The organism is Dyella sp. (genome assembly GCF_035685805.1).
In the GTDB taxonomy this organism is placed as follows: domain Bacteria; phylum Pseudomonadota; class Gammaproteobacteria; order Xanthomonadales; family Rhodanobacteraceae; genus Dyella_A.
This window is the reverse complement of sequence record NZ_DASSAB010000038.1, coordinates 170,950-196,607: the sequence shown is the minus strand read 5'-3', so window position 1 is coordinate 196,607 and position 25,658 is coordinate 170,950. Positions and strand designations below refer to the sequence as shown.

Sequence of the window (25,658 nt, the reverse complement as noted above, 5' to 3'; positions counted from 1 at the left end):
GGCACGGGCCGCGGCGCGGTCACGCCGGCGGCATCGGCCACGGCGCAGCGCGCCAGCACGCGTGGTAGAACACCCTCAGCTGGGCGTGGGCGCCCCACGGGTTGAGCGCGAAGCCATCGCGAAATGCGGCGCTGCGACCGTCCACCCATGCCCCGATGGAACCTGCGAACAGCAGGTCGACCAGCCGCTCCGGTGGAAACGAGCGCCGGATCACCAGCATCTCGCCTTCGGCGCTGACGCCGTCGGTCGCGGCGAGCATCGGGGGGCCGCCGTTGAGCGCGAGGTAGGAGCGGCCGCCGCGCGCGACGATCTCGCGCGCACGACGCGCCCCGACGCGCTCGGAAGCCTCCACCAGAGTCTGCCCGGGCCGGCAGGTGATCACCAGGCGGTGCTCGCCGGTACGGTCGCTCTGGCGCAGGTCCAGCGTCGGCGTGGGTGAGGCGACGTCGTAGCTGGCGCGCGCGGGCAGGCGCCCGTTGTTGACGGCGCCGGAGCGCCGCAAGGCCTCGGCCGCCAGCCAGACGACGCTCGCTGCACCCTTTGGCGAGGTGACGGTGAGCGGACCCGGATCGACCTTCATCTCCTTCAGGTAGTCATCGACGCCGGGCGGCAGCGACGCCGCATGACCGGCGGCGGCCGGCGTCACACTGAGGCCGAGGCGATCGCTGCCGCTGGGCGCCCAGCGATACAGGCCACCAAAGAACGCCAGGGCGCAGGCGTCCACGCACACGGCGGTGCGGCTGCCGCTGGCGCCGGGGAAATTCCGGCGCGGCGCGCCCAGGTGCGTGGCCATGCCCCCCGCGCGGATCAGCCGGCCCAGCGCCATGCCCGCGGCCAGGTCGCCGTGCGCCGCACTGAGATAGACGTCCGAACCGGCGGCGATGCGTCCGCTGCGCACCAGCGTCTCGAACCGCTGCGGCGCCTGCGCATCGATGCGGCCGTAGAGGTAGACCTGGGGATGGCGCGCCACCGCCAGCGTCAGCCGGTCGCTCAGCACGTGGATGTTCAGCCGCTCGGCGCGGGCCTGCGCGCAGGTGCTGCCGAGCCCGCCGAGGCCGAGCGCCAGCCATGCGATCCAGCGCGCGTGGCGCGAACGGTCGCGCTTGCCCGTTGCCACGGCGGCAGCATGGCTGGCCGCATGTGCCGGCGCGCCCGCCGGCGCTTGCGAAGCGCGGTTTTTCCCATCGTCGTCACGTTTCACTGCTGTCTAGGCCCGTTTTTTTTCGGTACAAATCGCTTCTGCCCCGCCGTGGAGAGGTATTCATGCACATCGTTGCCGAACTTGATCGTCGGCTGGAAAAGGTGAAGGCGCTCTTGAAGCTGGAAGAGGAGCACCTGCGCCGGGTGCGTGAACACGGCCTCGACGATGCCGACGCACAGTGGCTGATCGAGCTGCGCCGGCGCTACCTCAAGCGGCTCGAAGAGCAGCGCGGCGTGATCGTGCATCGCCGCCTCGCGGCTCACAAGGCACAGGCGGAATTGGCCGCGCAGTCGGCGCAGGCCCTGCTTGCGGAGCATCCGCGCGTGATCGCGCCGCCTGCGGCGGTCGAGAGCGCGGACGAGTGAGCGACGCCTGGATCGCGTGCGCGCCAGCGTCACTCACCCGGGCCGGGTCCACACGGCGACGTAGTCCACCAGCATCGCGTGACCCGGCTCGGTGGCCGCCGTGGGCGTACGCACCGGCGCGCCGAGGCGATCGGGAAACTCGCCCCCGATCGCCAGATTGAGGATCAGGAACATCCCCTCGCGGGCGCTCATGCGCTGCCAGGTGGCCGGCGGCACGTCGGTCTCGCGCAGCGTGTGATACAGCCGTCCGTCGACATACCAGCGCAGCACCTGCGGACTCTCCCGCCGGTCCCACTCGGCGCTGTAGACGTGGAAGCCGGCCTGGCACGGCGAGCCCGGGCATGGCACGTCGGCCGACAGTCCTTGCTTCTCGTGGCACGGGCCGCCGGGCGAGACGCCGCAATGCAAGGTGCCCCACACGCGATCGAGCCCGTTGACGTTCTCCATCACGTCGACCTCGCCGGTGGCCGGCCAGTCCAGCTGCCGGCGGAAGCTGTGGCCCAGCGTCCAGAAGGCGGGCCAGTAGCCCAGCGCCGCCTCGCCATGCACGTCCGGCAGCCGCAGCCGCGCCTCGATCCGCAACACACCGCCGGCGGGCGCGTGGAAATCCTCGCGGCGGGTCTCGATGCGCGCGGAGGTCCACGCACCGCTGGCGTCGCGCAATGGCACGATGCGCAGGTGACCGTCGCCGTCGAGGCTCACGTTCTGCGGCCGCGCGGTGTTTTCTTCCACCTCCTGGGTACCCCAGTTGGCTGCCGCACCCGGATAGCCGTGCCCCAGGTCGAACTGCCAGTGCTCGCTCGCCGGCCCCTGCCCCTGCGGGCCGGCAAAATCATCGGCGAACTGCAGCGTCCAGCCGGGCGTGGCGGGCACACCTGCCTGCACCGGCAACAGGGCGCACGCCAGCGTCACCGCCAGCGCGGCGAGGCTCCGCCGCGCCGCACCGCGCACGGGACGACGCGCCGCGGTGTCGGCACGAGCGCGACGGACAAGAGCAATCGGGGCAGCACGATGCATGGGAACTCCGGGGATGCAGGAGCGCCAGCCGGAGCGTTCGGCGGGCGCGAACCGGCAGAGTGCCCGATCGGGCGGCGCGACGACAGCGACGCGCGCTCACGTGCCGCGGCCGGCTACCGGCGCACATGGCCCAGGCCGCCCGCCCGCGGCCATGTCGATTCCCCGGCAATCCGCTCGTCGCCTCGGCACACCCCCACGAGGAGCACACCGATGACCGGCAAGAACACCATCTGCCTCTGGTACGACGGCGCCGCGCTGGAGGCGGCCACGTTCTATGCCGCCACCTTTCCCGACAGCGCCGTGGGCCGGGTGCTGCGCGCGCCGGACGACTACCCGGCTGGCAAGCGCGGCGACGTGCTGACGGTCGAATTCAGCGTGATCGGCATCCCGTGTGTGGGCCTGAACGGCGGCCCGGGCTTCACCCACGACGAGGCGTTTTCGTTCCAGGTGGCCACCGATGACCAGGCCGAGACCGACCGCCTGTGGAACGCCATCATCGACCATGGCGGCCAGGCCAGCGCCTGCGGCTGGTGCAAGGACGCGTGGGGCGTGAGCTGGCAGATCACGCCGCGTGCGCTGACCGAGGCAATCGCCGATCCGGACCCCGCCGCGGCCCGCCGCGCGTTCCACGCGATGATGGCGATGACGCGGATCGACATCGCCGCCATCGAAGCGGCACGTCGCGGCTGACGCGTGTCCTCGGGAGCGGCCGCACGAGCGACACGCGCGCGGCGGCCGCCGTGGCCCGCGACGATTCATGAACGGCGCCCGCGTGCCTGGCGCCCGTGATGCCGTTCTGGACACGGCACTCACCTTCCCACCAACCGGTGGCCGGCAGCCTGACAGTCTCTACCGTGGAGCCCGTCCCGCCATGCATGCCCTGCCCCGATCCACCCCCTTCGACGCCGAAGCCGCCTTCGCCGGCTACATCGCCCAGGAGGCGTTTCCCTGCCTCGCCGCCAAGCAGGCCGTGGCGCGTGGTCAGGTAACGTTTTTCCACGGCAGCTCGATCGACTGCCCGGCGCACGATCGCGCCCTGCTCGATGCGCTGACCGAGTTCGCCAGGCCGTCCGACGAGGAGTCGCCGTTCCGCAGTTTCGTGGCGTTGTTCCCGGACAGCCCGGGGAAGTCGCCGAAGGGCTTTGAGACGGCAATCTGGCAGCGGCTGCAGCGGCTGCACGACATCGACGTGCTGCGTTCGCCATGGGACGAGACGGTCTCCAGCGATCCCAGCTCGCCCGACTTCAGCATGAGCCTGGGCGGCAACGCGTTCTACGTGGTCGGGCTGCATCCCGGGTCGACTCGACGCGCGCGGCGTTTCCCGGTCACCGCGATGGTGTTCAACCTGCACCGCCAGTTCGAGCAGCTGCGCGAGCAGGATCGCTATCACCGCTTCAGCGAGGCAATCATCGAGCGTGATGTCGCCTTCCACGGCAGCATCAACCCGATGCTGGACGAGCACGGCTCCTCCAGCGAGGCCCGCCAGTACAGCGGCCGCATCGTGGGCGATGACTGGGTCTGTCCGTTCCAGCCGCGCGAGTAGCCGCCGGCTGCTGGCCCAGACCAACGAACACACCGCGGGCCGGCCTTTGCCGGCCCGCGGTGTGTTCGCCAGATCGATTACTTCGCTGCGGCGGCCGACTTCTCCAGCTTGGCCTGCTTGAGCTGCTTCACCAGCTCGGCCTTGCGCGACTCCATCTGTTCGCCGAGCGCAGTCAGCTCGCTCTTGCTGAGCAGCTTTTTCGCGCGCGGGAACATCTCCTTCTCTTCCTCGTCGGCGTGGTGCTGCACCAGCTCCTTGAGCACCTTGGCGCGACCGGAGAACTTCTCGCTGTCCACCTGCGTCGCCAGCAGGTCCGGCAGCACCAGGTCGCCGGCGGCGCGATGCTCTTCGAGCGCCTCGAAGTACATCTTGGCATCGTCCGAACCGTCACCCTTGGCCTTGAACGCGGGATAGAAGATCTCTTCTTCGATCGTGGTGTGCGCTTTCAGCTCCACCCGGATCTTGTCCAGCAGCTCGGTGCGCTTCTTCACTGCGCGCGAGCTGCTCTGGGCCAGCTCGTCGAGCATCGCTTCGACGGTGTCGTGGTCTTTCTTGAGCAGGGCAATGGCATCCATCGGCTATCTCCGGGGCGTGGGGGTGAGGCAGCGTTCCATCGCCGCGGTGAAGAACCCGTGCAACGTGATGCGGCCCGTCGCCACCGCGCTGCCGTTCGCGAATCCGGCGCCCTCGCGAAGGCCATGGACGCGCTGCATGTGTCGGCGCCGACACGAAGAAATCATCCGCCCCGCCGCATGCTTCGCATCCGTCCCGCCCACTCCACATGCCAGGCCACTGCATGGATTACCTCGACCTCGTCCAATGGCCCGCCATGGTCATCACCGTGATCGCCGCCTGGTACGTCTCCTCGCGCACCCAGACCCGTCGCGGCGTCGGCTTCTGGTGCTTCCTGGTCAGCAACGTGCTGTGGATCGTCTGGGGCTGGCACACCGCTGCCTATGCGCTGATCGTGCTGCAGGTGTGCCTGGCGGTGATGAACATCCGCGGCGCGCGCAAGAACGACGCGGTGTGACCGCGGCACCGCGCCGGCGCGTGCTCAGTCGCGCGACAGCCAGCCGCGCAGGCCGAACCAGGCTAGCGGCCCCAGCATGCTCAGCACGATCAGCGACAGCGCCATCGGGTAGCCCCACACCTCGTCCAGCTCGGGCATGTGCTTGAAGTTCATGCCCCAAATGCCGGCCAGGATCACCGGCGGAATGGTCACCACCGAAGCCACCGTGAGCAGTTTCATTACCGCGTTCTGGTCGGTGTTGATGAAGCCGAGCACGGCATCCTGCAGGAATTGCAGCTTGCCGGTGAGCTGCTCGTCGAACTCGTCGAGCACCTTGAGGTCTTCGGTCAGCATGCCCAGCGAGTCCATCGGCTGCTCGTCGATCCAGTCGGGCGAGCGGTGCTGCACGAAGGTCACCAGCCGGCGCACCCCGAGCATCGAGGTGCGATAGCGCGCCAGCTTTGCTTCCACCTTGCCCACGCGTACCAGCTTGCGTCGCAGCTCGCGGGTCTTCTCGCGGGCTTCTTCGAAGACGTCGCCGGACAGCCCCGCCACGTCCGCCGCGTCGGACTGCATCTGGTCGGCAATGTCGTCGGCGATCGCGTGCAGCAGGTGCACCAGCAGTGCCGGACCGTCGGTGCTGCGCTGACCGTGCGCCAGGTACGTGTCCAGCGCGCCCCACGCCCGCACCGGCTGGTAGTGCTGGGTGATCAGCCGCGTCCGCGTCACCAGCATGCCGACCGGCGCCATCCGCCCATCGGGGTGGTCGGCATACATGTGCATGTGCAGCGTCAGCGTCTGCTTGTCGTGCCGGTAGCTGCTGGACAGGCCCAGACTGCTGATGGCGTCGCGCTCTGCCAGCGGCACCCCGGCCAGGGTTTCCACGGCATCGCGCTCGGCCGGCGTGGGGTCGAGAAGATCCAGCCAGACCGCGTCCTCGGCAATCGGATCACCCGTCTGCCAGGTGATTGGCTGGGACGTACCGGGGCGATGGATTCTCAACATGATGGCAACCTGATCCGTAGCGGACGCGACGATAGGACCCGATCACAGCGCAACCGGGGTGCAATTTCCGTCACAGGGCACTCGCCGGTCGGCGGCGGGCAGCGTTCCGGGCGAGGTGCGCGCACCGCACGCGCGCTAGAGTGCCGCCTGCCGCAGCCGCCCGGAGCCGCCATGACGCCCACCATCACCGCGTTCGAAAGCTCGCCCGACCGCGGCCAGGGCCTTGCCCGGGACATGCGCGTACGCTGGGCGCTGGAGGAAGTGGGCCAGCCCTACGCCGTGCGGCTGGTGTCGTTCGAGGCGATGAAACAGCCGGCGCATCGTGCGCTTCACCCGTTCGGCCAGATCCCCACCTACGAGGAGGGCGAGCTGGTGCTGTTCGAATCCGGCGCGATCGTGCTGCACGTGGCGCAGCGCCATGCCGGACTGCTGCCGGACAACGAGGCAGGCCGCGCACGGGCGGTCGCATGGATGTTCGCCGCGGTGAACACGATCGAGCCACCGATCCTGGACCTGCAGAACGCGCGCCTGCTGGAGGCAGACAAGCCGTGGGCGGAGCAGCGCCTCGCGCTGGTGATGGAACGTATCCGCAGCCGCCTCGGCGAGTTGTCCGAGCGCCTGGCTGACGGCCCGTGGCTGGAGGGCACCTTCAGCGCCGGCGACCTGATGATGATCGGCGTGCTGCGCCGCCTGCGTCCGTCGGGACTGCTCGACGCGCATCCGAACATTGCCGCCTACGTTGCCCGCGGCGAGGCGCGGCCGGCGTTCAAGCGCGCGTTCGAGGCGCAGCTGGCCGTGTTCAATCAACGGCAGGCCGGACACTGAAACACTGACGGGACAGCTAAGGGCAGCCAGCAGTCGTCACCCGCACCATCGCGTGATGTCGAAGGCCCCCCAACGGCATCGCTCGGGAGATAACAGGCATCCGGTGTCTTGCACCAGGACACGGCCCCCGCCCCCCGTCACGCCAGCTCTCCCGGGCCGCACCAGGTGCAGCCCGGGAGAGCTGGATTACATGACCCGGACCAGCGAACGATGGTCCGGGCATCCAGCGCACACGGCGCGAGGTCAGAACACGCTGACCACGCCCAGTACGCCAAGCAGCGCGAGCAGGAACAGAATCACGAAGATCGCGAACAGGATCTTGGCGACCGTGGCAGCGGCGCCGGAAAGACCACCGAAGCCGAGCCAGCCGGCAACGATGGAAACGATGGCAAGAATGATGGCCCAGGTAAGCATGTGGAGCTCCTCGTATGCGTACCCCGCAACAGCAGATGACGGCGGGGGAGAAAGGATGGGTGTGCCGGCACCGTACGGGCCCGTCCGTGAATGTCCTGCGTAGCCGCAAGCGGACGCGAGCGGCGCCACGGCGCGGCTTGCGCCATTCAACCGAACGCGGCGACGTCCCGGGTTGCGCCGTTCGTGGACGGTTCGCCCGGGTGGCGACGCGGACGCTCACCGCGAGCGGCGAGGCCGAAGCGGGAGACCAGCGTCGGCCGACACGCTCACCCTGCCTGCATGCGCGCGCACGCAGCATCGTCGCCGATTGCCGCGCCGTTCCGGCGCGTGCGACCTCGACCATCGAGAGCAGAACCATGCGCGACCCGCTCGCCCCTCATGCTTCCAAGGCGATCAACCGCGTGGCCGGTTCACGCGGGAGCCGGCAGCGCACGCTGGATCGCGCCCGGTCCGGCGCTCGCGCACCTGGTCCACGTCCGCTCGGGCATGACCGGAGCAATCCGTGCGGGCTCGCGAGGAGGCGGCTGTGAACGCAGCGCCTTCGCACGCACCCCGCATCGGCTGCGCCGGGTGGTCGATTCCAACTGAGGCCACGGCCCACTTCCCCGCGGGTTCCAGTCATCTGCAGCGCTACGCGCAGGTGTTCGACGCGGTGGAGATCAACTCGTCCTTCTACCGGACCCATCGCCCGGCCACGTACCGGCGCTGGGGCGAGACCGTGCCGGAAAGCTTTCGCTTTTCGCTGAAGGTGCCGCGCACCATCACGCACGAGGCGCGGCTGGTGAACTGCGTGGATCTGCTGCGCGAGTTTCTGGCGGGTGCGCGGGAGCTGGGCCCGCACCTGGGCTGCCTGTTGCTGCAGCTGCCGCCACGCCTCGCGTGGGACGGCCCGACGGCGCGTGCGTTCCTGGCGCAGCTGCGTGAGCAGTACGACGGACCGGTGGCCTGCGAGCCGCGTCACACGTCGTGGTTCCGTGGCGAGGTGGAGCACGAGCTTGCGACGTTTGCGGTGGCGCGGGTGGCGGCGGACCCGGCGCTGTCGCTGCGGGCGCGGGTGCCCGGGGGCGACCGCCGGTTGCGTTACCTGCGCCTGCACGGTGCGCCACGCGTTTACTACGACAACTACCCGGATCCGGTGCTGGAGCGCGTCGCCCGCTACCTGCAGCACGCCACCCGCCGGACGGAGTGCTGGTGCATCTTCGACAACACCGCCCACGGCCACGCCACCGGCAACGCGCTGTCGTTGCGTGCCCGCCTCGGAGCGTCGCGCAGGCCACCCTGAGCGCTTCACCTTTCTTCGGCGCGGCGACGGCCACAGTGCCGGCCACCACCCGAGGAGGCCGCCGTGCCGGAAGGTCCGTCGATCGTGATCCTGCGCGAGCAGGCCGCCGGTTTTGCCGGCAAGGTGATCCGCCATGCCGAGGGCAATGCCCGGATCGACATGTCCCGGCTGCAGCGCCGGCGCGTGCGCGCAATACGCAGCTTCGGCAAGCAGCTGCTGATCGACCTAGGCGACACCGCCGTGCGCATCCATCTGCTGATGTTCGGCAGCTACCGCATCGACGAACGCAAGGAGGCGGCGCCCCGGCTCAGCCTCGGCTTCGCCCGCGGCGAGCTGAACTTCTACAGCTGCTCGGTGCGTCTGCTGGACGGGCCACTGGACGCGCTGTACGACTGGCGCGCCGACGTGATGTCCGATGCATGGGACCCGGCGCTGGCGCGGAAAAAGCTCCGCGCGATGCCGCAGGCGCTGGTGTGCGACGCCCTGCTCGACCAGGACGTGTTCGCGGGCGTCGGCAACATCATCAAGAACGAGGTGCTCTACCGTATCGGCGTGCATCCGCTGTCGACCGTGGGTGCCCTGCCGCCACGCAAGCTGCGCGCGCTGGTGGAGCAGGCGCGCGTGTACGCGTTCGAGTTTCTCGCCTGGAAGAAGGCGTTCGTGCTGCGCCAGCACTGGCTGGTGCACAACCGATCGCGCTGTCCGCGCCACGACATCCCGCTGCAGCGCGCGCACCTGGGCAAGACCCACCGGCGCAGCTTCTACTGCGAGCTGTGCCAGAAACGCTACGGCGCCTCCTGAACCAGCCGGACACGTCATGGCACAGCTGTCACTTTTCGGATCCGACCGCCAGGTGCTGCTGGACGATGCCAGCGGACGCATCGTGCTGGCGCGCGGCGTGGTCGCCCCGGCCCGGGCGGCCCTGTGGTTCGAGTCGCTGCGCGACGACGTGCCGTGGAAAGCCGGCAGCCGGCTCATGTACGAGCGCGAGGTGGAGGTACCCCGGCTGCGCGCGCACTACCGGCTGGACGACCCCGCGTTGCCGCACGTCATCACCGATGCGCTGACCGCGGTCGGCACGGTGGTGCAGGCGCCGTTCGACAGCGTCGGGCTCAACCTCTATCGCGACCACCGCGACAGCGTGGCTCCGCATAACGACACCCTGGACGACCTGCAGCGCGAGCAGCCGATCGCCCTGCTGTCGCTCGGCGCCACGCGCCGCATGACCATCCGCGCCAAGCAGCCGCCGAGGCGGGTGATGCAACTCGAGCTGGAGGCGGGCAGCGTGCTGGTCATGAGCTGGGAGACCCAGCGCCACTACGACCACGGCATCCCCAAGCAGCGCACGTTCTCCGCGCCACGCATCAGCCTCGCCTTCCGGGTACGCGGCGGCGCCTTGCGCTGAAGGCTTGCGGGTCGGCGCCTTCAGCGATCCCGACCGAACGGGCCTCGCAACAGCAGCGCCGCGTAAACCAGGGTGAGCGTACCGAACAGCACCGCCAGCGCAAGCATCGCCGGCGGTGCGTCACCGGCCTTCACCCGGTGCGCCAGGCTGGAGGCGCTGATCAGATACAGCGTGAAGTTGCCCAGCACCAGTGGCCGGGCGTAGATCCCCCCGATGACCAGATGGCGCTGGTTCCAGTTGAGCCACGCCATCGCCAGCCAACCACCGGCCACCAGTTGACCGAGCACCGTCAGGGCAGCAACCGCCCCCGGAGCCAGTGGCGCCAGCAGCACGTCGGGAGCGAACAGCAAGGCGATTCCGCCGATCGCGAGCACCAGCGTGCTGGTGATGGTGATGGCGGCGGATGTGCGGTTGGCGTCCATGGCGTGGGAGTTCTTGTGGATGTGGCGGGAAGGAGCAACGGCCTCGCCGCCGCCGGATCGAGCACGGACCATGGCGCGGACGGCGCCGTGCATCGTCCACGGCACCGGCGCGCCTTGCAATATCCCAGGGACGCCCGCCGCTACCGGCCATTGCCACTTCGCTTCACGCGGCCTGCACGGTCTGCGGCGCTTGATTCCGCCGCCGCCAGCGAGCGGGCGGCAGCAGCGATCAAACCATCCGAGGGACGCCATGGGCGAACAGGGAAGCGTGGGTGCACCCGGCGCGGCCACCGTGTCGGCGCTTTGTCTGCCCACCGTGGAGACCGGGCCGGCGCCGCAACCGGCCACGCGCCGCCCGCAACCCAAGGCCGGCTCCTGGCGCGCGGCGTTGCATCGGGCGACACGCACGCAGCGGGAGCTGGCCGCCCTGATGTTCGATCCCGCGCTGTCGCGCAGCTACTGGCCAGAGCAGCCGCGCAAGGGCCGGCTGCGGATACTCGCCGAGCTGCTCGGCTGGCTGGCGCGCACCGGCGAGGCGAACCGGTTCTACTACGTCTACGGCATGGACCGGCGCGCGGTGCAGCGCGACGACGTGATGTCGTTTCGCCGCTTCCAGTCGCTGCGCAACCAGCTCAACCTGCGCCTGGACCTGCCCCCGCGCAATTACAACACCGTGTGCGTGCTGCGCGACAAGTTCTTGTTCGGCCAGTTCGCCGCCAGCCTCGGCGTGCCGACGCCGCGGTCCATCGCCATGCTCGACGGCGCCCAGGTGCGCTGGCTGGATGGGCGCGAGGCCGGACCACTGGAGCAACTCTTCGATGGCACCCAGCCGCCGGTGGACGGCTTCTGCAAGAGGCTCGACGGCATGCAGGGCGCCGGCGCCTTTCCGCTGCGCATCGACGCGCAGGGCCAGCCATGGATCGACGATCATCCGGTCACACCGGAAGCACTGCGTGCGCGCCTGCGCGGCCGGTTCCTGTGGCAGCACCGGCTGGCCCAGCACGCGCAGCTGAGCGCGCTGCATGCGGGGGCGGTGAACACGCTGCGGCTGGTGTCGTTCTGCGAACACGGCCGCGCCACCGTCGCCTACGGCGCGCTTCGCGTGGGCACCGGCAGCAGCTGCGTGGACAACTGGGCTGCCGGTGGGCTGATCGTGGCGATCGACCTGCAGCGCGGCACGTTGCGCGGCGACGGTTTCTTCAAGCCCGGCTACGGCGGCCGAACCGCCACGCATCCCGACAGCGGCATCCGTTTCGACGGCTATCCGCTGCCGCAGTTCGCCGAGGCGATGGCGCTGGTCAAGCGCCTGCACGAGTACCTTCCGGGAATCCACTCGGTGGGCTGGGACGTGGCGATCACGCCCACCGGACCGTCGATCATCGAGGGCAACGACGACTGGGACGGCGTGATCCAGATGGTGCTCGAGCAGGGCTTCCGCCAGCGCTTCGTGCAGACCTGCCGCGACGCGCTTCGCCCGATCGGCAACGCAAGCCGGTAACACCGCGCCCGCGGCGCGGTGTCGCGCCCACCCCTCCCGGGCGCCCGCGCGGCCCGGGCACGCGCGCCTCCCTCCATGCGGCACACGCACCGGTTTCGTGGATTTCACGGCCGACACTCTAGAACCGTGGCTTCCCTCTTACGCCCCCGAAGGAATAGCCATGAGCAACGAGAAGAAACTCGAACAGAAAATGTGGAAGGCGCTGTCCTCCGACCGCACCGTGATGCTGGGCCTGGACGGCGTGGAAGACGGCCACTCGCGGCCGATGACGGCGGTGGTGGAAGGCGAGAGCGGCCCGATCTGGTTCTTCACCAGCAGGTCCAACGGCGTGGTCGAGCACCTGGGCAGCAGCCGGCGCGCGATTGCCGCGTTCAGCGCCAAGGGCCACGAGCTGTTCGCCAGCATCCACGGCAGCCTCGCGGTGGACCAGGACCGCGCCGTAATCGACCGCCTGTGGAACCCGTTCATCGCCGCCTGGTACGAGGGCAAGGACGACCCGAAGCTGGTGCTGCTGCGCTTCGATCCCGAGCACGCCGAGGTGTGGCTGAACGAGTCGAGCATGCTGGCCGGAGTCAAGATGCTGTTCGGCAAGGATCCCAAAGAGGACTACAAGGACAAGGTCGGCGACGTCGACCTGCACTGAGCCACGCATCACGGGCCGCTTCTTCCGGGGCGGCCCGTTCCGTTGCAGGTTTCGCTAACGTCAGACCTGCACCTGACCACCGTCGACGAACAGCTCCGTGCCGGTGATGTAGCTCGCCTCGTCCGAGGCCAGGAACGACACCGCGCTGGCGATCTCCTCCGGCTTGCCGGTGCGGCCGAGCGGCGTGATGGCCACGGCCTGGGCGTCGAACTGCTCGACCTGCTTGTCGTTCATGCCGAGTCGGCAGCTCAGCACCAAGGTGCGGGTGTTCATCGACTGGGCCACCGAGCTGTTCGCCGACATGGAGCCACCGGCGCCACAGCCCCCGCGCCAGCGCGGATAACCGTGCCCGGGTCTGCGGGAACCGGCTATACCGGCTCCCGCGGGTTTGCCTTACGGGTCAGTTGATCAGCTTCGATTCCTCAACGCCCTTCTGTCCCTTCTCCGCATCCACCTGATGAAGCGCGGAACGCGCAGCGAACATGCCCATCTTCACTTCCTGCCAGACGTAATAGATTTTCCCGGCGATCATGTCGATCGTGACGGTCGAATCTTTTTCGGTCTTGGACGTGATGGTGTGCGAACCAGGCGCCAGTTCCTTTCGAATATAGGTATGAGCGGCAGTGTCGCCCACGCTGACGCCATCGATCAGCAACGGCATCTTGATTGCCGCACCCATGGTTTCGTTGCGATAGATATAAAGCACAGCCTTGTCAGCACTGGGTGCGAATGTCTTGGCCTGTGAGTCCGCGGACTTGTTTGCCATCGGCACGCTGGCGCAGCCACTCATGAGCAGCGCCACGGACAAAAACCCCAAAGCGATTACTTTGCGAAACATGTGATTCCCCCTGATTGTGGATTGTCACCACTCGGTGGAATCACCCGGCCGAAGACGCAAGAAAATGCGTCCGCGTCCATGCGGTTTCCAGCCAAGCGGGATTAACGCCACCCTGTTTCCTGCCGGTGGCGCCGGCATCGTAGCCAAGTGTTTTTGAAACCGCCATATCGAGAAAATACGGCTTTGGCCGACCCTCCCTTTCAGCTGAAAAAGTGATCGAGAGCGGCCGCGCCGGGACCCGAATCAGCCGCGCCCGGAGCCGCCTCGCTGGCATTCCGGGCGGCTCCAGTATCTCGACCGCAACGCCGCTGCCGGCGCGCGCAAGGAGCCACGAACGCCCCTTCCCCGCGCAGCCGCGAACAGAAGCAGTCACGGCACACCTATCACCACACGAGCCCGCCGACCCGGTGAGCGCGCGTCGTCGGCATGTTCGGCATGTGGGCATCCGGCATACAGGGCGGCGTGTAGGGTGTCAGTCTTTCCACACCATCGCGTCGCCGTGCATACGAGCCGCCCACCAAGCCGAGGACTCGGTCTTCGGATCATCGCCGCGGCGCGCCACGCGCGGCGCCACCGCGCGTGGTCGCCGGCGCTGGCCGGCCTGTTGGTCCTGGGTGCGCTGGGGGCGTTCGCGTACCTGGCCGGGGACGTGATCGCTGGCGATCGCATCACCCTGATCGATCACCAGTGGGCCCGCTGGCTGCACGCACACGCCACGCCCGCGCTGACCCGGGCCATGCTTGCGCTCTCGGCTGCGCACGAGTTGTGGGCGATCGGCATCTACACCGCGATGCTGGCGGCCTGCCTGCTGCGGCGGCGCCAACGCGACTGGTTGCTCTGCCTGCTCTTCGCGGTGCCCGGCGGCATCGCGATCAACACGCTGATCAAGCATCTGGTCGCGCGGCCGCGGCCCTCATTCGACGATCCCATCGTCACGCTGGCGACCTTCAGCTTTCCCAGCGGGCACGTTTCGGCCAGCACGCTGCTGTATGGGTTCCTGGCCGCATGGCTGGTGCAGGGCACGCACCAGCTTGCACGCCAGCTGGCGATCGTGGTCCCGGCGCTGCTGATGGTTGCCCTGATTGCGGCGAGCCGCATGTATCTCGGAGCGCACTTCCTGAGCGACGTACTGGCCGCCTTCTTCGAGGGCATCGCGTGGCTGGGCATCTGCCTGCTGGGCAGATGCGCCCTGCGTCGCGGCGCGGGTGCGCGGCCGGGTTCGGCCGGATAACGACGACAGGCCCGGACGCATGCCAGCGCATCTAGCGGGTCGACCGAGGCCGCGGGCGTGGTGTCGCTCGTTACAATCGCCCCATCGCGCCGGTCCCGCAGCGTCGCTGCGGCGATATGGAAACGCGCCCTGCCCGGACCAGACGCATGCAACCCAGACAGCGCATCGCCGCATACCTGCACTACATGGACAGCCGTGGCATGCCCAGGAGAAACGTGGCCCCGCCGCTGTGGACCCTGCTCTGGTCGATGGGGTTCTTCCTGCCGCCACCGCCGTTCCTCCGGCTGCCGGCGCTGGGCATCATTTCGGCGCTCCTGGGCGCCGTGCTGGCGCTTGTCCTGTGGCTGGTGTTCTGCGTCATGGCGCTGTTCCGGCACCACCGCCATGCGCCGACCTTGACCATGCTCTGGTGGACGGCCATTGCGGTGGCAATGTTCATGGCGATCGCCAACACCATCTACTACCGCCGCATGGCTCGCCGGCACGGCCTGGCCCACTGGGCTACCTTCGCCGGCATTCGCCAGCGCGGCTGACACGCCCGGGAGCATCCGACACTGCGGCAGCACGAACCTCGGCCGACGCAACGAGGCGCTGGCAAGCCCTCCATGTTCAGTGCGCCGACAGAGCTCGCGGTACCGGCTCGCCGGTACCCGAAGAGCGACCCACTTCGATTCTTTCCTCACCGTCACCGAGATCGAAAACGGTCCGATCCCGATGGTCACGGTAATCGTCCTGGTCTTTGCAGGCGTTGCCGCCCGCGCCATCGCGCCGGAAGCGCCGGAAGCAGCATCGCTGCCGTCCACCGTGCTGATGCGCACGTCGCACGAGACGTCGAGTTCCGCGAAAGTCTTTTCCACTTCCGCACTCCGACCGCTGTGCACGGCATCGATCAGGCGGCGCGCGAACTCCTTGTCCTCGGCGAGCGCCCCCGCCAATCGTTGCACCTGCCCCGCGTATTCACGGATATCCCGGATATCGCCCGCATCGTTTCTGGCCATGGTGAGATCCTCAGGCACGCTCGGTTCCCCCGCGCGATTCTCGCCGCAGGAGCCGGGTAAAACGGGTTAAGAAAACCGAACTAATCCGGTGTGGTCAGCGCCGCTCGAGAGGTCGCAAAGCGAACCCGTGCTGGCGGCGACCGACTGGCACTGCGCACTCGGCGACGCGGCATGCATGGCCGGAGATGCACGTAAGCGGCAGCCGGCTCGCAGCTGTCATGGCCGTGCTCGGCATCTCATGCGACGTTGGCAGGCAGCGCACCGGACGACCCGCCGCGACTGCCCTTCCCTGGACCGGCGCAATGGCATCCGGTCACTGCTCGGCCTCCGCGTGCTCAGGCTCGCGCCACGTCTTGAGCATGACCCAGCCCATCGCGGTCAACGGCACCGCGAGGAAGGTGCCGACGATGCCGCCGAGGATGGCGCCGGCGGTCAATGCAGCCACGATCGCCAGCGCATGCAGGTGCAGCCACTTGCCGAGCACCAGCGGCGAAAGCAGGTTGCCTTCGAGCTGGTTGACGGCAATCACCACGCCGGCCACCCACAGGGCGGCATGCAGGTCCACCGTGACCAGCGCCACCAGCGTGGCGACGCCGCCAGACACAGTGGCACCGACGATCGGCACGAACGCACCGAGGAACACGAGGATCGACAGCGGCACCGCCATCGGCACGCCGAGGATCCACAGCGCGCCGCCGATGAGCACGGTGTCCACCAGCGCCACGATCGCCGTGCCGCGCAGGTAGCCGCCCAGCACGATCATCCCCTGCCGGCCGCTGGCACGCGCCTTGTCGCGCAAGGTCGGGCTGAACGGGCGGGTGAGAAACGTCCAGATGGCCGGCCCGTCCTTGAGCAGGAAGAACAGCACGAACAGCCCCAGCACGAAGCAGGTGGCGACCTGCGCGGCGCCATACACCCCGGCCATGGCGTCGGCGCCGAATTCCCTGCTGGTGAAAAAGTCGACCACCGATTGCCGCGCCCCGGCGATCTGAGCGTCGCTCAGCGGCAGCGGTCCGTCGCGCAGATAATCTCCGGCCTGCTGCAGCCCCTGCATCGTCGCGTCCTGGATATTGCCCAGCTGCGCCTCCATCCGCACGACCGCATAGGCGATGGCGCCGCCCACCCCCACGCCGCCGAGCAGCAGCGCGATCGCCGCGGCGAGGGCATTGGGCATGCGCGGCTTGAACCAGTGCATCAGTGGCTGCATCGCGGCGGCGACGATCAGCGCGATCAGCACGGGCACCACCAGCAACTCCAGACGCACCGCCGCCAACACCAGCAGCGCGATGACTGCAAGGATCAGCAGCGCCTGGATCGCCCGGGTAGCCAGCCGCCCCATCGGATCGCTCCACAGCGTGAGCACGCTGTGCGCGTGCCGTGGACCGACCATCGCCGCGCCGATGTCCGGGGCGCCGTGGCCCGAGGAATCCCTGGGATCGTCGTTGTCGGTTACTCCGCTCATGTGATGCCTCGCCGAAAGACTCCACGAGGCTAGTGCGCATCGGCTGCAGTGAAGGTGCACGGTGCGTGCACGCCGCGTCGCCCGCGACGTACGGATCGCGATCGGCGCCAGCACGGCAAGGGCTCGCGGCCCGCCACCGCGGGTGACATGGCAGCGCGCCTGCCGACTCGGCGCTGCTGCTCGACCTGCCTTCGTCGGCAGGCCCAGCGGCCGGACTTCGCCGCCCCGCAGACGCCCGCGCGGCTCGCCAGCCACAGGGCTTTTGTGGCGGCGCGTGGATTACCGAAACACGCGCGGCGCGATTGCACCCACGCGAACGCCGCGCGCCGGCGGAGCTACCGGAACGGCCCGAACCACACGTGATCGATCTTGCCTTCGCGCACCTGAAACATCGCGATGCCGGTGGGTGACTTTCCGCCCGGCACGCCAACCAAGCGCTCGCTCACCACCACCACGTTGCCGTTGACCAGCTTGCCGAGGTACTCGGAGTGGAATTGGGCGGGCATCCGCTGGAACAGCGCGCCGTAGAGCTTGCGCAGCGCGGCGATCCCCACCACGTCCGGGCGCTGCCCGGTCAGGTCGGTCACCACGACCTGATCGGCGTAGCACGCGGTGAACGCGTCCAGATCATGCGCCGCGTAGGCGTGATGCTGCGCCATCACCACCGCGTCCGGCTCCGTTGCCCCACTGCCGCAGGCTGCCGCCGTGGCGGCGAGCGGGACGCAGGCAAGGACCGTGAACAGGACACGTCGCAGACATTGGCTCATCGGGGCACCTCGGCGGGACGGCGGGAATGGAACGGCTGCAAGCGGACGGCACATGGACGATTTCGGTCGCGGCACCGGCATCCCGGCTCGCAGCAACATCACGTCACCCTCGTCCGTGCCGGCCGGGTAGTGCGGGCTGGGGCAACGGTTTGGGGCGAACGCGCAGCATGCCTGTTTTTTCGCAGCGATGGAGCGAGCAAGCGGCCTCCTCTGGTGCGATGCACTGCCACCGACCGCACGCGCTCGACCTCCCGGGCCGCCGGCGTGGCAGATGGACCTTGCGATCACTTCCCCTGCGGCATGCTGCGGCAATGCTTATTGCACCCGCGAATACGCATCTCGATGCGGTTGGCCAGCGCCTGCTCGACCAGGGTTATCGGCTGCTGGCCGCGCTGCCGTTGCTGGCGCTGGCGCTGCTGGTCATCGCGCTGGCATGGTGGCTCGGCGGCTGGGTCACGCGGCGGCACCTGTTCACCGCGCACGCTTATGCCAACCCGTTCCTGCGCGAGCTGGTGCGCACCACGGTGCGCTGGTCGGTGCTGCTGGCGGGCGTGCTGATCGCGCTGGAGATCATGAACGCGACCGCGCTGGTGGGCGCCGTGCTCGGCACCGCCGGCGTGCTCGGGGTGGTGCTGGGATTCGCGTTCAAGGAGATTCTGGAGAATTACCTGGCGGGCATCCTGCTCAGCCTGCGCCAGCCGTTCGCGCCGAACGACCACATCGACATCGCCGGCCACGAGGGCGTGGTGGTGTCGCTCAATGCGCGCTCCACCGTGCTGATGACGCTCGATGGAAACCACGTGCGGCTGCCCAATGCGCTGGTGTTCGCCAGCGTCATCCTCAACTACACGCGCAACCCGCGCCGGCGCTTCGAGATCCAGGTCGGGGTGGGTGTCAACGAGGATCTGATCGAGGCGCAACGCATTGGTGCGGCCGAGATGCGGGCCATGGCTGGCGTGCTGGACGAGCCGCCGCCGCGGGCGTCGATCCTCTCGCTGGGCGACTCCAATGTGGTGGTGGCGTTCCACGGCTGGGTCGACCAGGCCGCGCACGATTTCCTGCAGGTACGCAGCGAGGCGATTCGCCGGGTCAAGGCGGCGCTCGACGCGGCCGGCATGGACATGCCCGAGCCAATCTACCGGGTGCAGCTGCACGAAGCGCGGGCCACGGCCAAACCGTCCGTACCGCCCGCCCTGCGGCGCGACGAGGCGCTGGATACCCGGGCCACCCGCGACATTAGCCGGCAGATCGCGGCCGACCAGGTCAACCAGCGTGACAACCTGCTCGATCCCGACGCACCACGGGAGTAAGCGCCGGCGCCACGAAACCGCGCCAGCAGCGGGCCGGAGTTGCTGTCGCTGGCCGAATATCGTCCGTGGTGTCCGCACGATGGTCGCGGCCGCTCGCGGGGCCGGCCCCTGCCTTCAGAACATTTCGGTAGAAGCCCATGAGCAACGAGCTTTCACCCGGCACCATCGAAACCGCTGTGCTGGCCACCCTGGAGAAACGCGCCGACGGCGCGTCGATCTGCCCGTCCGAGGTGGCGCGCGCCCTGTTCCCCGACGACGAGACGCGCTGGCGCGCGGTGATGCCGCAGGTGCGCGCGGTGGCCGCCGCAATGGCGCGCAGCGGTCGCCTGCGCATCAGCCGGCACGGCGTCACCCTGTCTCCCGACCAGCTCGGTGACGGGCCGATCCGCCTGCATCGCGGCAAAGCGCCTTGAGCCACCAAGCGCCCCCTCTGGCGGCAGCATTTCACACCGGCGTCGCCCTCGTGTATCGACCCTCCCCACGATGGCCGGCCCCGTGGTGCGGATCACCGATCGAGCAGCCACGCCCACCCGTTACACGTGTACGGCCGTTCCAATCACGTACCCGGAGAAGCCCATGTCCGATGCATTCAAGCCCGGCGACAAGGTCAGCTGGCACACCTCGCAAGGCGTCACCCACGGCACGGTGGAGAAGAAGCTCACCCACCCTACCGACATCAAGCAGCACCACGTCGCCGCGTCGAAAACGCACCCGGAGTATCTGGTGGTGAGCGACAAGACCGGGGCACGCGCGGCGCACACCGCCGATGCGCTGAAGCATCGCAAGGACTGACCAAGCGCCCGCGCCGGCGGCACGCCGCGGTGTCGTCGGGGCGCGTCGGCCGAGGCGCCCGCAGTCATGCACGCGGCGATCGGCCGGTCACTCATCGACACGGGCGGCGGCGGTGCCGAGACGGCGCACGAGTAGTGCGGTCGCACGGTCACCACGCGGTTCGCGTGCTCCACCGCACAGCCTGGCCGGCGAGTGGACGCAGCGATCGCGCTGCCACGTCATCGCGCATCACGGACGGCTCTGTCGCCCGCCGTGCGGGCCGGGACGCAGCCCCAACGACCTGATGCGCCACCACGCATGCCTGTCGCCACGCCCGTCGATTCGTGCACTTGCGCCGGGCCAGTCGTTGCGCAACACTGAACCACATGGTTCAGCATCAATCCGCCGCCTTCAACGCCTCGTTCGCCGCACTGGCGGACGTGACCCGGCGCGGCGTGCTCGAGCAGCTCGCCCGCGCCGACGCCTCCATCACCGAGTTGGCGGGCAAGTTCCGGATGTCGCTCACCGGCATGAAGAAGCACGTCGAGGTGCTGGAACAGGCGGGCCTGGTCGCCACCCGCAAGGTCGGTCGCGTGCGCACCTGCACGCTCGGTGCGCACCGACTGGAGCAGGAGGCCGCGTGGATCGCGAACCATCAACGGCTGTGGAGCGAGCGCTTCGACTCGCTCGATGGCGTCTTGGATGAACTCAAACGACAGGAGCAGGCCCGTGGACGCAAGCAAGACAAGTAGCACTGACAACCGCCGCGTGGACGTACAGCGGATCTCCGACCGCGAGCTGGTGGTCACGCGCATGTTCGACGCGCCGGCCCGCCTGGTGTTCGAGGCGTGGACGAAGCCGGAGCTGTTCCGCCAGTGGTGGGCGCCGACGTCGGTCGGCATGACGTTCCTGGCCTGCGAGATGGACGTCCGCACCGGCGGCACCTACCGCCTCGTGTTCGGCCACCCATGCTCCGAAGAGCCGGCCGCGTTCCATGGCCGCTATCTGGAGGTGATCCCGAACGCCAAGGTGGTCTGGACCAACGAGGAAAGCGGCGAACCCGGCGCCATCACCACGGTGACCTTCGAGGAACAGGACGGGCAGACGCGCGTGGTCATGCACGACCTCCACCCGTCGAAGGAAGCGCTCGACGAGGCCATGGCCTCCGGCAGCACCAGCTGCACCGAGGAGCAGTTCGCGCAGTTGAACGACCTGCTCGACTCATCCATGGCGGCGAGCGGCTGAGAGCTCCCGGCCCACGCGATCCCGAGCCGATCGCACGGACTCGCCCCGGGGCAGCCGCGCCCGGGGTGAGTTGGCCCGGCCGACAGCGCGCCGTATCCCTTGGCAAAAAAACCATCACACCGGATTGGCACCACGGCCCTAAGATGTTCCGAGCCATCCGGAGCCACCACCCATGCAGATGAAGAAGCTCACGACCGCGGTACTGCTTGCAGCCTTGCTGGCAGGCGCGACCCACGCGCAGACCAACGCGGGCAACCAGCAAGCGGACCCCGACCTCCCCTTCACCATCACCCGGGTGGCGACTTTCGATCTGCCCTGGCGGATCGCATTCCTGCCTGACGGGCGCATGCTGGTCACCGAGAAAGTCGGCCGCGTGCAACTGGTCACCGCGCAAGGCGTCAAGACCCAACTGAAAGGCGTGCCACCGAGCTATGTGCAAGGCCAGAACGGCATGCTCGGGGTGTTCCTGTCTCCGCACTACGCGACCGACCACAACGTGTACCTCACCTACGTCGCGCCGGGCGACTACGGCGGCAGCCTGACGCTGGGTCGGGGACGACTCGTGCTCGACGGGGCGCAGCCGCGGCTGGACGACTTCAAGGTGCTTTGGCAGCAGATGCCCGCGGGCAAGGGCGGTCAGGCCGGTGCCCAGATCGCTTTCTCGCCGGACGGCAAGCACCTGTTCCTCACCGTGGGCGACCGCCAGCGTTTCACCCCCGCGCAGGATCCCGATCAGCCGGTGGGAAAAATCCTGCGGCTGACCCTGGATGGCAAGCCCGCGCCGGGCAATCCGGGCGCAGGCAAGGCCGGCGCGCGCAGCGTTCCGCTGATCGATCCGCCGGCCGATACCGAGAAGGCCAAGACCGCGCCGGTGGTCAGCACCTACACCTTCCCCGGCCCCAACCTGACGCCGGCGGAGACCTGGAGCACCGGCCATCGCACGCCGTATGGCATGGCCTTCGGTCCCGATGGCCGGCTGTGGGAACTCGAGCACGGCCCGCGCGGCGGCGACGAGCTGAACCTGATCCAGCGCGGCAAGAACTACGGCTGGCCGCTGGTCTCGTACGGCCGCAACTATGACGGCGTGCCCATCCCCAGCCCCGATACGCGGCCCGACCTGGTCAAGCCGGTGATCTACTGGACGCCGGTGATCGCGCCGGGCAACCTCATGTTCTACAAGGGCGACGCGTTCCCGCAGTGGAAAGGCAGCGCGCTGATCAGTGGCCTGTCGACCGAGTCGATCGTCCGCGTCACCTTCGACGGCAAGGGCGGTGCCACCGCCGCGCAACGCTGGAACGTGGGCAAGCGCGTGCGCGATATCGAAGAAGCACCCGACGGCTCGCTCTGGATGCTCGAGGACGACGCCGCCGGCGGCCTCTTCCATCTCACGCCGAAATAAGCGGCCTCGGCAGCAACGTCGGAGGCGGCCGGGTCACGCAACGCGTTGCGGTGGCCGGCCGCGTCCTCGCCTGCCGCTCACGCGTCGACGGCGCCAGCCGCTAGATGGGCTCGAGAAGCGCCCCTCATCCGCGAGTTCATTCCTCTCGCTGTGTCGATCGCGACTGCGCCATGCCCTGCAGCGCGGACCGGTCACCGGCCTGGCTTTCAGCGACCACGCTGAAGGAGCCATCGGTTTCCAGCACCACGGCCTCCACCGCCTGCAGCGAACCGCAGCCGGAGGCGCGCACGGCGGAGCAGATCTCGTCCCGGGTGACCCGGGCACGGCGCATCGCGGAGGTCAGGAACTGGCCGCGAAACAGCAGCAGGCTCGGCTCGCCGGTGGTGACCCGACGCACCCAGCGCACCCGCACGCTCGACCAGGTCACCACGAACTGCATGGCGATCAGCAGCGCGAAGGCCGAAACGCCCTGCGCCAGGGTCACGTTCTTGCTCAGCAGCACCGTGGCCAGCGTAGAGCCGAGCGCGACCGTCACCACGAAATCGAATGCGTTCATCTTCGAGAGCGTGCGCTTGCCCGACAGGCGCAGCAGCACGATCAGGCTCACGTACGCCGACACGCCGATCACCAGCGTGCGCAGCACCGAGGCGGCATCATCGAAAAAGATATGTTGCAAGCGGAACCTCCATCGCGCCGGACTGGCTGCTCGCACGCAGCGGGCGTCGCCGAAGTGTCCATCCGGGATAGCACGCCGGGCCTGCTTCAGCGCGTGAACACCGCGCTACGCCCGCAACCGACCGAAGCGACTGTCCCGCGCAGCGGTGCCGACATGAGGAACTGCCCTGCACCCGTCTCCGCCTCCGGGCGTCCTTCAGCCAGGCTTGCCCGCACCGGGCGGGGCGCGGCCCGAGGCAAGCAGGCTGCCCGCCACCGACACGGCGAGAATCAGGCCGACCACGCCCAGCGCAATGCCGACCGGAATCTTGTAGATATCCAGCAGCAGCATCTTCACCCCGATGAAGATCAGGATCACCGCCAGCCCGTACTTGAGCAGGTGGAAGCGCTCGGCCATGTTGGCCAGCAGGAAATACATTGCGCGCAAGCCGAGGATGGCGAAGATGTTCGAGGTGAACACGATGAACGGGTCGTCGGTGACGGCGAAGATCGCCGGGATCGAATCGACCGCGAAGATCAGGTCGGTCACCTCCACCAGCACCAGCACCACGAACAGCGGCGTGGCGTAGCGCAGCCCCTGCTTGACCACGAAAAACTTCTCGCCGTGATGCTCGTCGGTCATGCGCATGTGGCGACGCAGCCAGCGCAGCACCGGGTTGGTGTCGAGTGAGGCTTGCCTGCCGGCAAACAGCAGCATCTTGCCGCCGGTCAGCAGCAGGATGAAACCGAACACGTACAGCACCCAGTGGAACCGCACCAGCAGCACCGCGCCGACGAAGATCAACACCGCGCGCATGACGATCGCCCCCAGCACGCCATACAGCAGCACGCGCTTCTGGTAGGCCGGGGGCACCGAGAAGAACTGGAAGAAGGTGATCCACATGAAGACGTTGTCGGTCGCCAGCGCCTTCTCGATGAGATAGCCGCTGAGGTATTCCAGCGCCTTCTTGTTCGCCACCTCCCGCGGGAATCGGCCGTCCAGGTACCACCACAGCCAGCCGCAGAACGCGAGCGACACCATCACCCACACCACCGTCCACACGGCGGCCTCTTTCACGCTCACCCGGTGGGATCCCTCGACCCGCAGCACCAGGAAATCGACCGCCAGCAGGAGGACGAGCAGCAGCGCGAAGGCCGCATAGAGCAGCGGCGTGCCGGTGGATTCGATGGTCATTTCCAGGCCTCAGGGGAAACTTAAAACTCCCGCTTCGGCTGCTTTATAGCGCCGGTTTGGACGAAACGCACCGACGCCACCTCTGCGAAGCGTGTTGCCTTCGCCCTTGGCCGAATTGGCCGCCTGCCCACGCATGTCGTGGATGCGGGGAGCGGCTCCCGCGCCGCGGAGGTTCGTCCGCGCCAGGGCGTGCCCTCGATCACGCCGTCCCGTCGCACCGCCTTGTCACGCTGCCGTTGCGCGCGCGTCGCCCAGCGAGCCGTGGCGGCAAGGACACCACCAGTCCGGCCATGATTGATGCGATGCCCGCCCATTGCCCGAGGTTCGGGTACGTGCCGAAGATCACCATCGAAAACAGCGTGGCGGCCACCGGCACCAGCAGCGCCACGGGTGCCACTTCGGTGGCCGAGTGGCGCACGATGAGAGTGTTCCAGACCCCGTAGCCGAGCAGCGTGGTGGGGTATACCTGAAACGCCAGCGAAGCCAACGCAACCGGATCGAGTTGTGCCGGCAGCCGCGAGAATGCGGCGGTGCCGGCAGTGGCCCACGCCAGTGCGAACAGGGGCAGCGGCGCAAACAGGCTGCTCCAGACGAGGAAGCCAAGCACGTGGGACGGACGCGCGCGCCGCACGGTGACGTTGGCCAGGCTCAGCGCAGCTGCCGCCGCCATGACCAGCACCATGCCTCCCACGGTTGCCGTGCCGCCGCTGGCCGCCACCACCCCCACCAAGCCCGCCAGCGCAAGCAGGCCGCCCTGCTGCTGCCGGCGGCTCATTGTCTCGCCGAGCCACAACGCCGCCAGCAGCGGAGTCAGGAAAGCGCTCGATTGAAGCAGCCACGCCGCCAGTCCCGGGGACAGCCCTGCACGCAAGCTCATCGTCACCAGGCCCCAGGTGCCGACCCCGAAGCTCATTCCGTAGATGGCCAGCCAGCGCCACGGTACCGACGGACGCGGAAGCCAGAAAACCAGCGGCCATGCGGTGAGGGTGAACCGCAAGCCCGCAAGCACCAGCGGATCGATCTGCCGGACACCGAGCTTGATGACTGAAAAATTGAGGCCCCAGACGGCCGCTACGCCGACGGCCATTGCATAGTCCCGATACCGCACGCGATGCACTCCCGCTGCAAGAGAGCGAGCACTTTCCATTATGCTTTTGGC

Annotated in this window: 31 protein-coding genes; 18 read left to right on the top strand and 13 right to left on the bottom strand. The window is 68.6% G+C overall.

The window, feature by feature from the left end; genetic code table 11:
• Window positions 1-19: 19 nt before the first annotated feature.
• Window positions 20-1,117 (bottom strand): hypothetical protein, encoded by a 1,098-nt coding sequence (locus tag VFG40_RS10760; RefSeq protein ID WP_324897350.1) that lies wholly within the window; start codon window positions 1,115-1,117, stop codon window positions 20-22.
• A 146-nt stretch (window positions 1,118-1,263) separates the two neighbouring features.
• On the opposite strand from VFG40_RS10760, the gene VFG40_RS10755 reads away from it, so the two are divergent.
• Entirely contained in the window at window positions 1,264-1,566 is a 303-nt protein-coding gene (locus VFG40_RS10755; protein ID WP_324897349.1) for a hypothetical protein, read from the top strand.
• A gap of 33 nt (window positions 1,567-1,599) precedes the next feature.
• Here the strand turns inward: VFG40_RS10755 and VFG40_RS10750 are convergent, their stop codons facing one another.
• Window positions 1,600-2,583 carry a glycoside hydrolase family 16 protein gene (locus VFG40_RS10750; protein WP_324897348.1) on the bottom strand — a complete coding sequence of 328 codons (984 nt, stop codon included), beginning with the start codon at window positions 2,581-2,583 and terminating at the stop codon, window positions 1,600-1,602.
• A gap of 210 nt (window positions 2,584-2,793) precedes the next feature.
• Between VFG40_RS10750 and VFG40_RS10745 the strand changes: the two genes are divergently transcribed.
• A complete protein-coding gene (locus VFG40_RS10745; RefSeq protein ID WP_324897347.1) occupies window positions 2,794-3,273 on the top strand; it encodes a VOC family protein in 480 nt (159 codons plus the stop codon).
• A 181-nt stretch (window positions 3,274-3,454) separates the two neighbouring features.
• Entirely contained in the window at window positions 3,455-4,126 is a 672-nt protein-coding gene (gntA, locus tag VFG40_RS10740; protein WP_324897346.1) for a guanitoxin biosynthesis heme-dependent pre-guanitoxin N-hydroxylase GntA, read from the top strand.
• A 77-nt stretch (window positions 4,127-4,203) separates the two neighbouring features.
• On the opposite strand, the gene VFG40_RS10735 is transcribed toward gntA, so the two are convergent.
• On the bottom strand, window positions 4,204-4,701 hold the full coding sequence (locus VFG40_RS10735) for a PA2171 family ribosome-binding persister protein (RefSeq protein WP_324897345.1): 498 nt from the start codon (window positions 4,699-4,701) through the stop codon (window positions 4,204-4,206).
• A gap of 221 nt (window positions 4,702-4,922) precedes the next feature.
• Here VFG40_RS10735 and VFG40_RS10730 point away from each other — a divergent pair, with 221 nt between their 5' ends.
• Window positions 4,923-5,156 (top strand): hypothetical protein, encoded by a 234-nt coding sequence (locus VFG40_RS10730; protein ID WP_324897344.1) that lies wholly within the window; start codon window positions 4,923-4,925, stop codon window positions 5,154-5,156.
• A 24-nt stretch (window positions 5,157-5,180) separates the two neighbouring features.
• Here VFG40_RS10730 and VFG40_RS10725 read toward each other — a convergent pair whose 3' ends face one another.
• Complete coding sequence (locus VFG40_RS10725) at window positions 5,181-6,140, bottom strand: CorA family divalent cation transporter (RefSeq protein WP_324897343.1); 960 nt, start codon at window positions 6,138-6,140, stop codon at window positions 5,181-5,183.
• Between the two features lie 171 nt (window positions 6,141-6,311).
• Here VFG40_RS10725 and VFG40_RS10720 point away from each other — a divergent pair, with 171 nt between their 5' ends.
• On the top strand, window positions 6,312-6,965 hold the full coding sequence (locus tag VFG40_RS10720; RefSeq protein WP_324897342.1) for a glutathione S-transferase family protein: 654 nt from the start codon (window positions 6,312-6,314) through the stop codon (window positions 6,963-6,965).
• Window positions 6,966-7,208: 243 nt separating this feature from the next.
• On the opposite strand, the gene VFG40_RS10715 is transcribed toward VFG40_RS10720, so the two are convergent.
• Window positions 7,209-7,379 carry a DUF1328 domain-containing protein gene (locus VFG40_RS10715; protein ID WP_324897341.1) on the bottom strand — a complete coding sequence of 57 codons (171 nt, stop codon included), beginning with the start codon at window positions 7,377-7,379 and terminating at the stop codon, window positions 7,209-7,211.
• Between the two features lie 526 nt (window positions 7,380-7,905).
• Here VFG40_RS10715 and VFG40_RS10710 point away from each other — a divergent pair.
• From VFG40_RS10710 to VFG40_RS10700, 3 genes are all read left to right on the top strand, one after another.
• Window positions 7,906-8,661, top strand: a complete 756-nt coding sequence (locus tag VFG40_RS10710; RefSeq protein ID WP_324897340.1) for a DUF72 domain-containing protein — start codon at window positions 7,906-7,908, stop codon at window positions 8,659-8,661.
• 63 nt (window positions 8,662-8,724) lie between these two features.
• Entirely contained in the window at window positions 8,725-9,462 is a 738-nt protein-coding gene (locus VFG40_RS10705) for a DNA-formamidopyrimidine glycosylase family protein (RefSeq protein ID WP_324897339.1), read from the top strand.
• A 16-nt stretch (window positions 9,463-9,478) separates the two neighbouring features.
• Window positions 9,479-10,066, top strand: a complete 588-nt coding sequence (locus VFG40_RS10700) for an alpha-ketoglutarate-dependent dioxygenase AlkB (protein ID WP_324897338.1) — start codon at window positions 9,479-9,481, stop codon at window positions 10,064-10,066.
• 20 nt (window positions 10,067-10,086) lie between these two features.
• On the opposite strand, the gene VFG40_RS10695 is transcribed toward VFG40_RS10700, so the two are convergent.
• Entirely contained in the window at window positions 10,087-10,560 is a 474-nt protein-coding gene (locus VFG40_RS10695) for a hypothetical protein (protein ID WP_324897337.1), read from the bottom strand.
• Between the two features lie 178 nt (window positions 10,561-10,738).
• On the opposite strand from VFG40_RS10695, the gene VFG40_RS10690 reads away from it, so the two are divergent.
• Both VFG40_RS10690 and VFG40_RS10685 read left to right on the top strand, forming a co-directional pair.
• Window positions 10,739-11,986, top strand: a complete 1,248-nt coding sequence (locus tag VFG40_RS10690; protein WP_324897336.1) for a sugar-transfer associated ATP-grasp domain-containing protein — start codon at window positions 10,739-10,741, stop codon at window positions 11,984-11,986.
• 160 nt (window positions 11,987-12,146) lie between these two features.
• Entirely contained in the window at window positions 12,147-12,629 is a 483-nt protein-coding gene (locus tag VFG40_RS10685; RefSeq protein ID WP_324897335.1) for a pyridoxamine 5'-phosphate oxidase family protein, read from the top strand.
• 60 nt (window positions 12,630-12,689) lie between these two features.
• Here the strand turns inward: VFG40_RS10685 and VFG40_RS10680 are convergent, their stop codons facing one another.
• The gene (locus tag VFG40_RS10680; protein WP_525931241.1) at window positions 12,690-12,932 is read right to left on the bottom strand and encodes an SDR family oxidoreductase; all 243 of its coding nucleotides are present in this window, start codon (window positions 12,930-12,932) and stop codon (window positions 12,690-12,692) included.
• Between the two features lie 97 nt (window positions 12,933-13,029).
• Entirely contained in the window at window positions 13,030-13,467 is a 438-nt protein-coding gene (locus VFG40_RS10675; protein WP_324897334.1) for a DUF2846 domain-containing protein, read from the bottom strand.
• Between the two features lie 499 nt (window positions 13,468-13,966).
• Here VFG40_RS10675 and VFG40_RS10670 point away from each other — a divergent pair, with 499 nt between their 5' ends.
• Both VFG40_RS10670 and VFG40_RS10665 read left to right on the top strand, forming a co-directional pair.
• On the top strand, window positions 13,967-14,698 hold the full coding sequence (locus VFG40_RS10670; protein WP_324897333.1) for a phosphatase PAP2 family protein: 732 nt from the start codon (window positions 13,967-13,969) through the stop codon (window positions 14,696-14,698).
• Window positions 14,699-14,844: 146 nt separating this feature from the next.
• Window positions 14,845-15,231 carry a DUF6404 family protein gene (locus VFG40_RS10665; RefSeq protein WP_324897332.1) on the top strand — a complete coding sequence of 129 codons (387 nt, stop codon included), beginning with the start codon at window positions 14,845-14,847 and terminating at the stop codon, window positions 15,229-15,231.
• A gap of 778 nt (window positions 15,232-16,009) precedes the next feature.
• On the opposite strand, the gene VFG40_RS10660 is transcribed toward VFG40_RS10665, so the two are convergent.
• On the bottom strand, window positions 16,010-17,158 hold the full coding sequence (locus VFG40_RS10660; protein ID WP_324897331.1) for an AI-2E family transporter: 1,149 nt from the start codon (window positions 17,156-17,158) through the stop codon (window positions 16,010-16,012).
• 335 nt (window positions 17,159-17,493) lie between these two features.
• Window positions 17,494-17,925 carry a nuclear transport factor 2 family protein gene (locus tag VFG40_RS10655; protein ID WP_324897330.1) on the bottom strand — a complete coding sequence of 144 codons (432 nt, stop codon included), beginning with the start codon at window positions 17,923-17,925 and terminating at the stop codon, window positions 17,494-17,496.
• Window positions 17,926-18,236: 311 nt separating this feature from the next.
• On the opposite strand from VFG40_RS10655, the gene VFG40_RS10650 reads away from it, so the two are divergent.
• The 6 genes from VFG40_RS10650 to VFG40_RS10625 all read left to right on the top strand — a co-directional run bounded on the left by VFG40_RS10650 (window position 18,237) and on the right by VFG40_RS10625 (window position 22,650).
• Window positions 18,237-19,235 (top strand): mechanosensitive ion channel family protein, encoded by a 999-nt coding sequence (locus tag VFG40_RS10650; RefSeq protein ID WP_324897329.1) that lies wholly within the window; start codon window positions 18,237-18,239, stop codon window positions 19,233-19,235.
• A gap of 137 nt (window positions 19,236-19,372) precedes the next feature.
• Window positions 19,373-19,648, top strand: a complete 276-nt coding sequence (locus VFG40_RS10645; RefSeq protein ID WP_324897328.1) for a DUF3253 domain-containing protein — start codon at window positions 19,373-19,375, stop codon at window positions 19,646-19,648.
• 163 nt (window positions 19,649-19,811) lie between these two features.
• Window positions 19,812-20,027, top strand: a complete 216-nt coding sequence (locus VFG40_RS10640; protein ID WP_324897327.1) for a hypervirulence associated TUDOR domain-containing protein — start codon at window positions 19,812-19,814, stop codon at window positions 20,025-20,027.
• Between the two features lie 365 nt (window positions 20,028-20,392).
• On the top strand, window positions 20,393-20,758 hold the full coding sequence (locus VFG40_RS10635; protein ID WP_324897326.1) for an ArsR/SmtB family transcription factor: 366 nt from the start codon (window positions 20,393-20,395) through the stop codon (window positions 20,756-20,758).
• On the top strand, window positions 20,736-21,251 hold the full coding sequence (locus VFG40_RS10630) for an SRPBCC family protein (RefSeq protein ID WP_324897325.1): 516 nt from the start codon (window positions 20,736-20,738) through the stop codon (window positions 21,249-21,251). Before VFG40_RS10635 ends, VFG40_RS10630 begins: the two co-directional genes overlap by 23 nt.
• A 172-nt stretch (window positions 21,252-21,423) precedes the next feature.
• Window positions 21,424-22,650 carry a PQQ-dependent sugar dehydrogenase gene (locus tag VFG40_RS10625; protein WP_324897324.1) on the top strand — a complete coding sequence of 409 codons (1,227 nt, stop codon included), beginning with the start codon at window positions 21,424-21,426 and terminating at the stop codon, window positions 22,648-22,650.
• A 136-nt stretch (window positions 22,651-22,786) separates the two neighbouring features.
• On the opposite strand, the gene VFG40_RS10620 is transcribed toward VFG40_RS10625, so the two are convergent.
• From VFG40_RS10620 to VFG40_RS10610, 3 genes are all read right to left on the bottom strand, one after another.
• Window positions 22,787-23,326, bottom strand: a complete 540-nt coding sequence (locus VFG40_RS10620; RefSeq protein WP_324897323.1) for a DUF421 domain-containing protein — start codon at window positions 23,324-23,326, stop codon at window positions 22,787-22,789.
• Window positions 23,327-23,521: 195 nt separating this feature from the next.
• Window positions 23,522-24,493: a TerC family protein gene (locus VFG40_RS10615; protein ID WP_324897419.1), complete on the bottom strand. Its 972-nt coding sequence runs from the start codon at window positions 24,491-24,493 to the stop codon at window positions 23,522-23,524.
• A 205-nt stretch (window positions 24,494-24,698) separates the two neighbouring features.
• The gene (locus VFG40_RS10610) at window positions 24,699-25,586 is read right to left on the bottom strand and encodes an EamA family transporter (protein ID WP_324897322.1); all 888 of its coding nucleotides are present in this window, start codon (window positions 25,584-25,586) and stop codon (window positions 24,699-24,701) included.
• Between the last annotated feature and the right edge of the window lie 72 nt (window positions 25,587-25,658).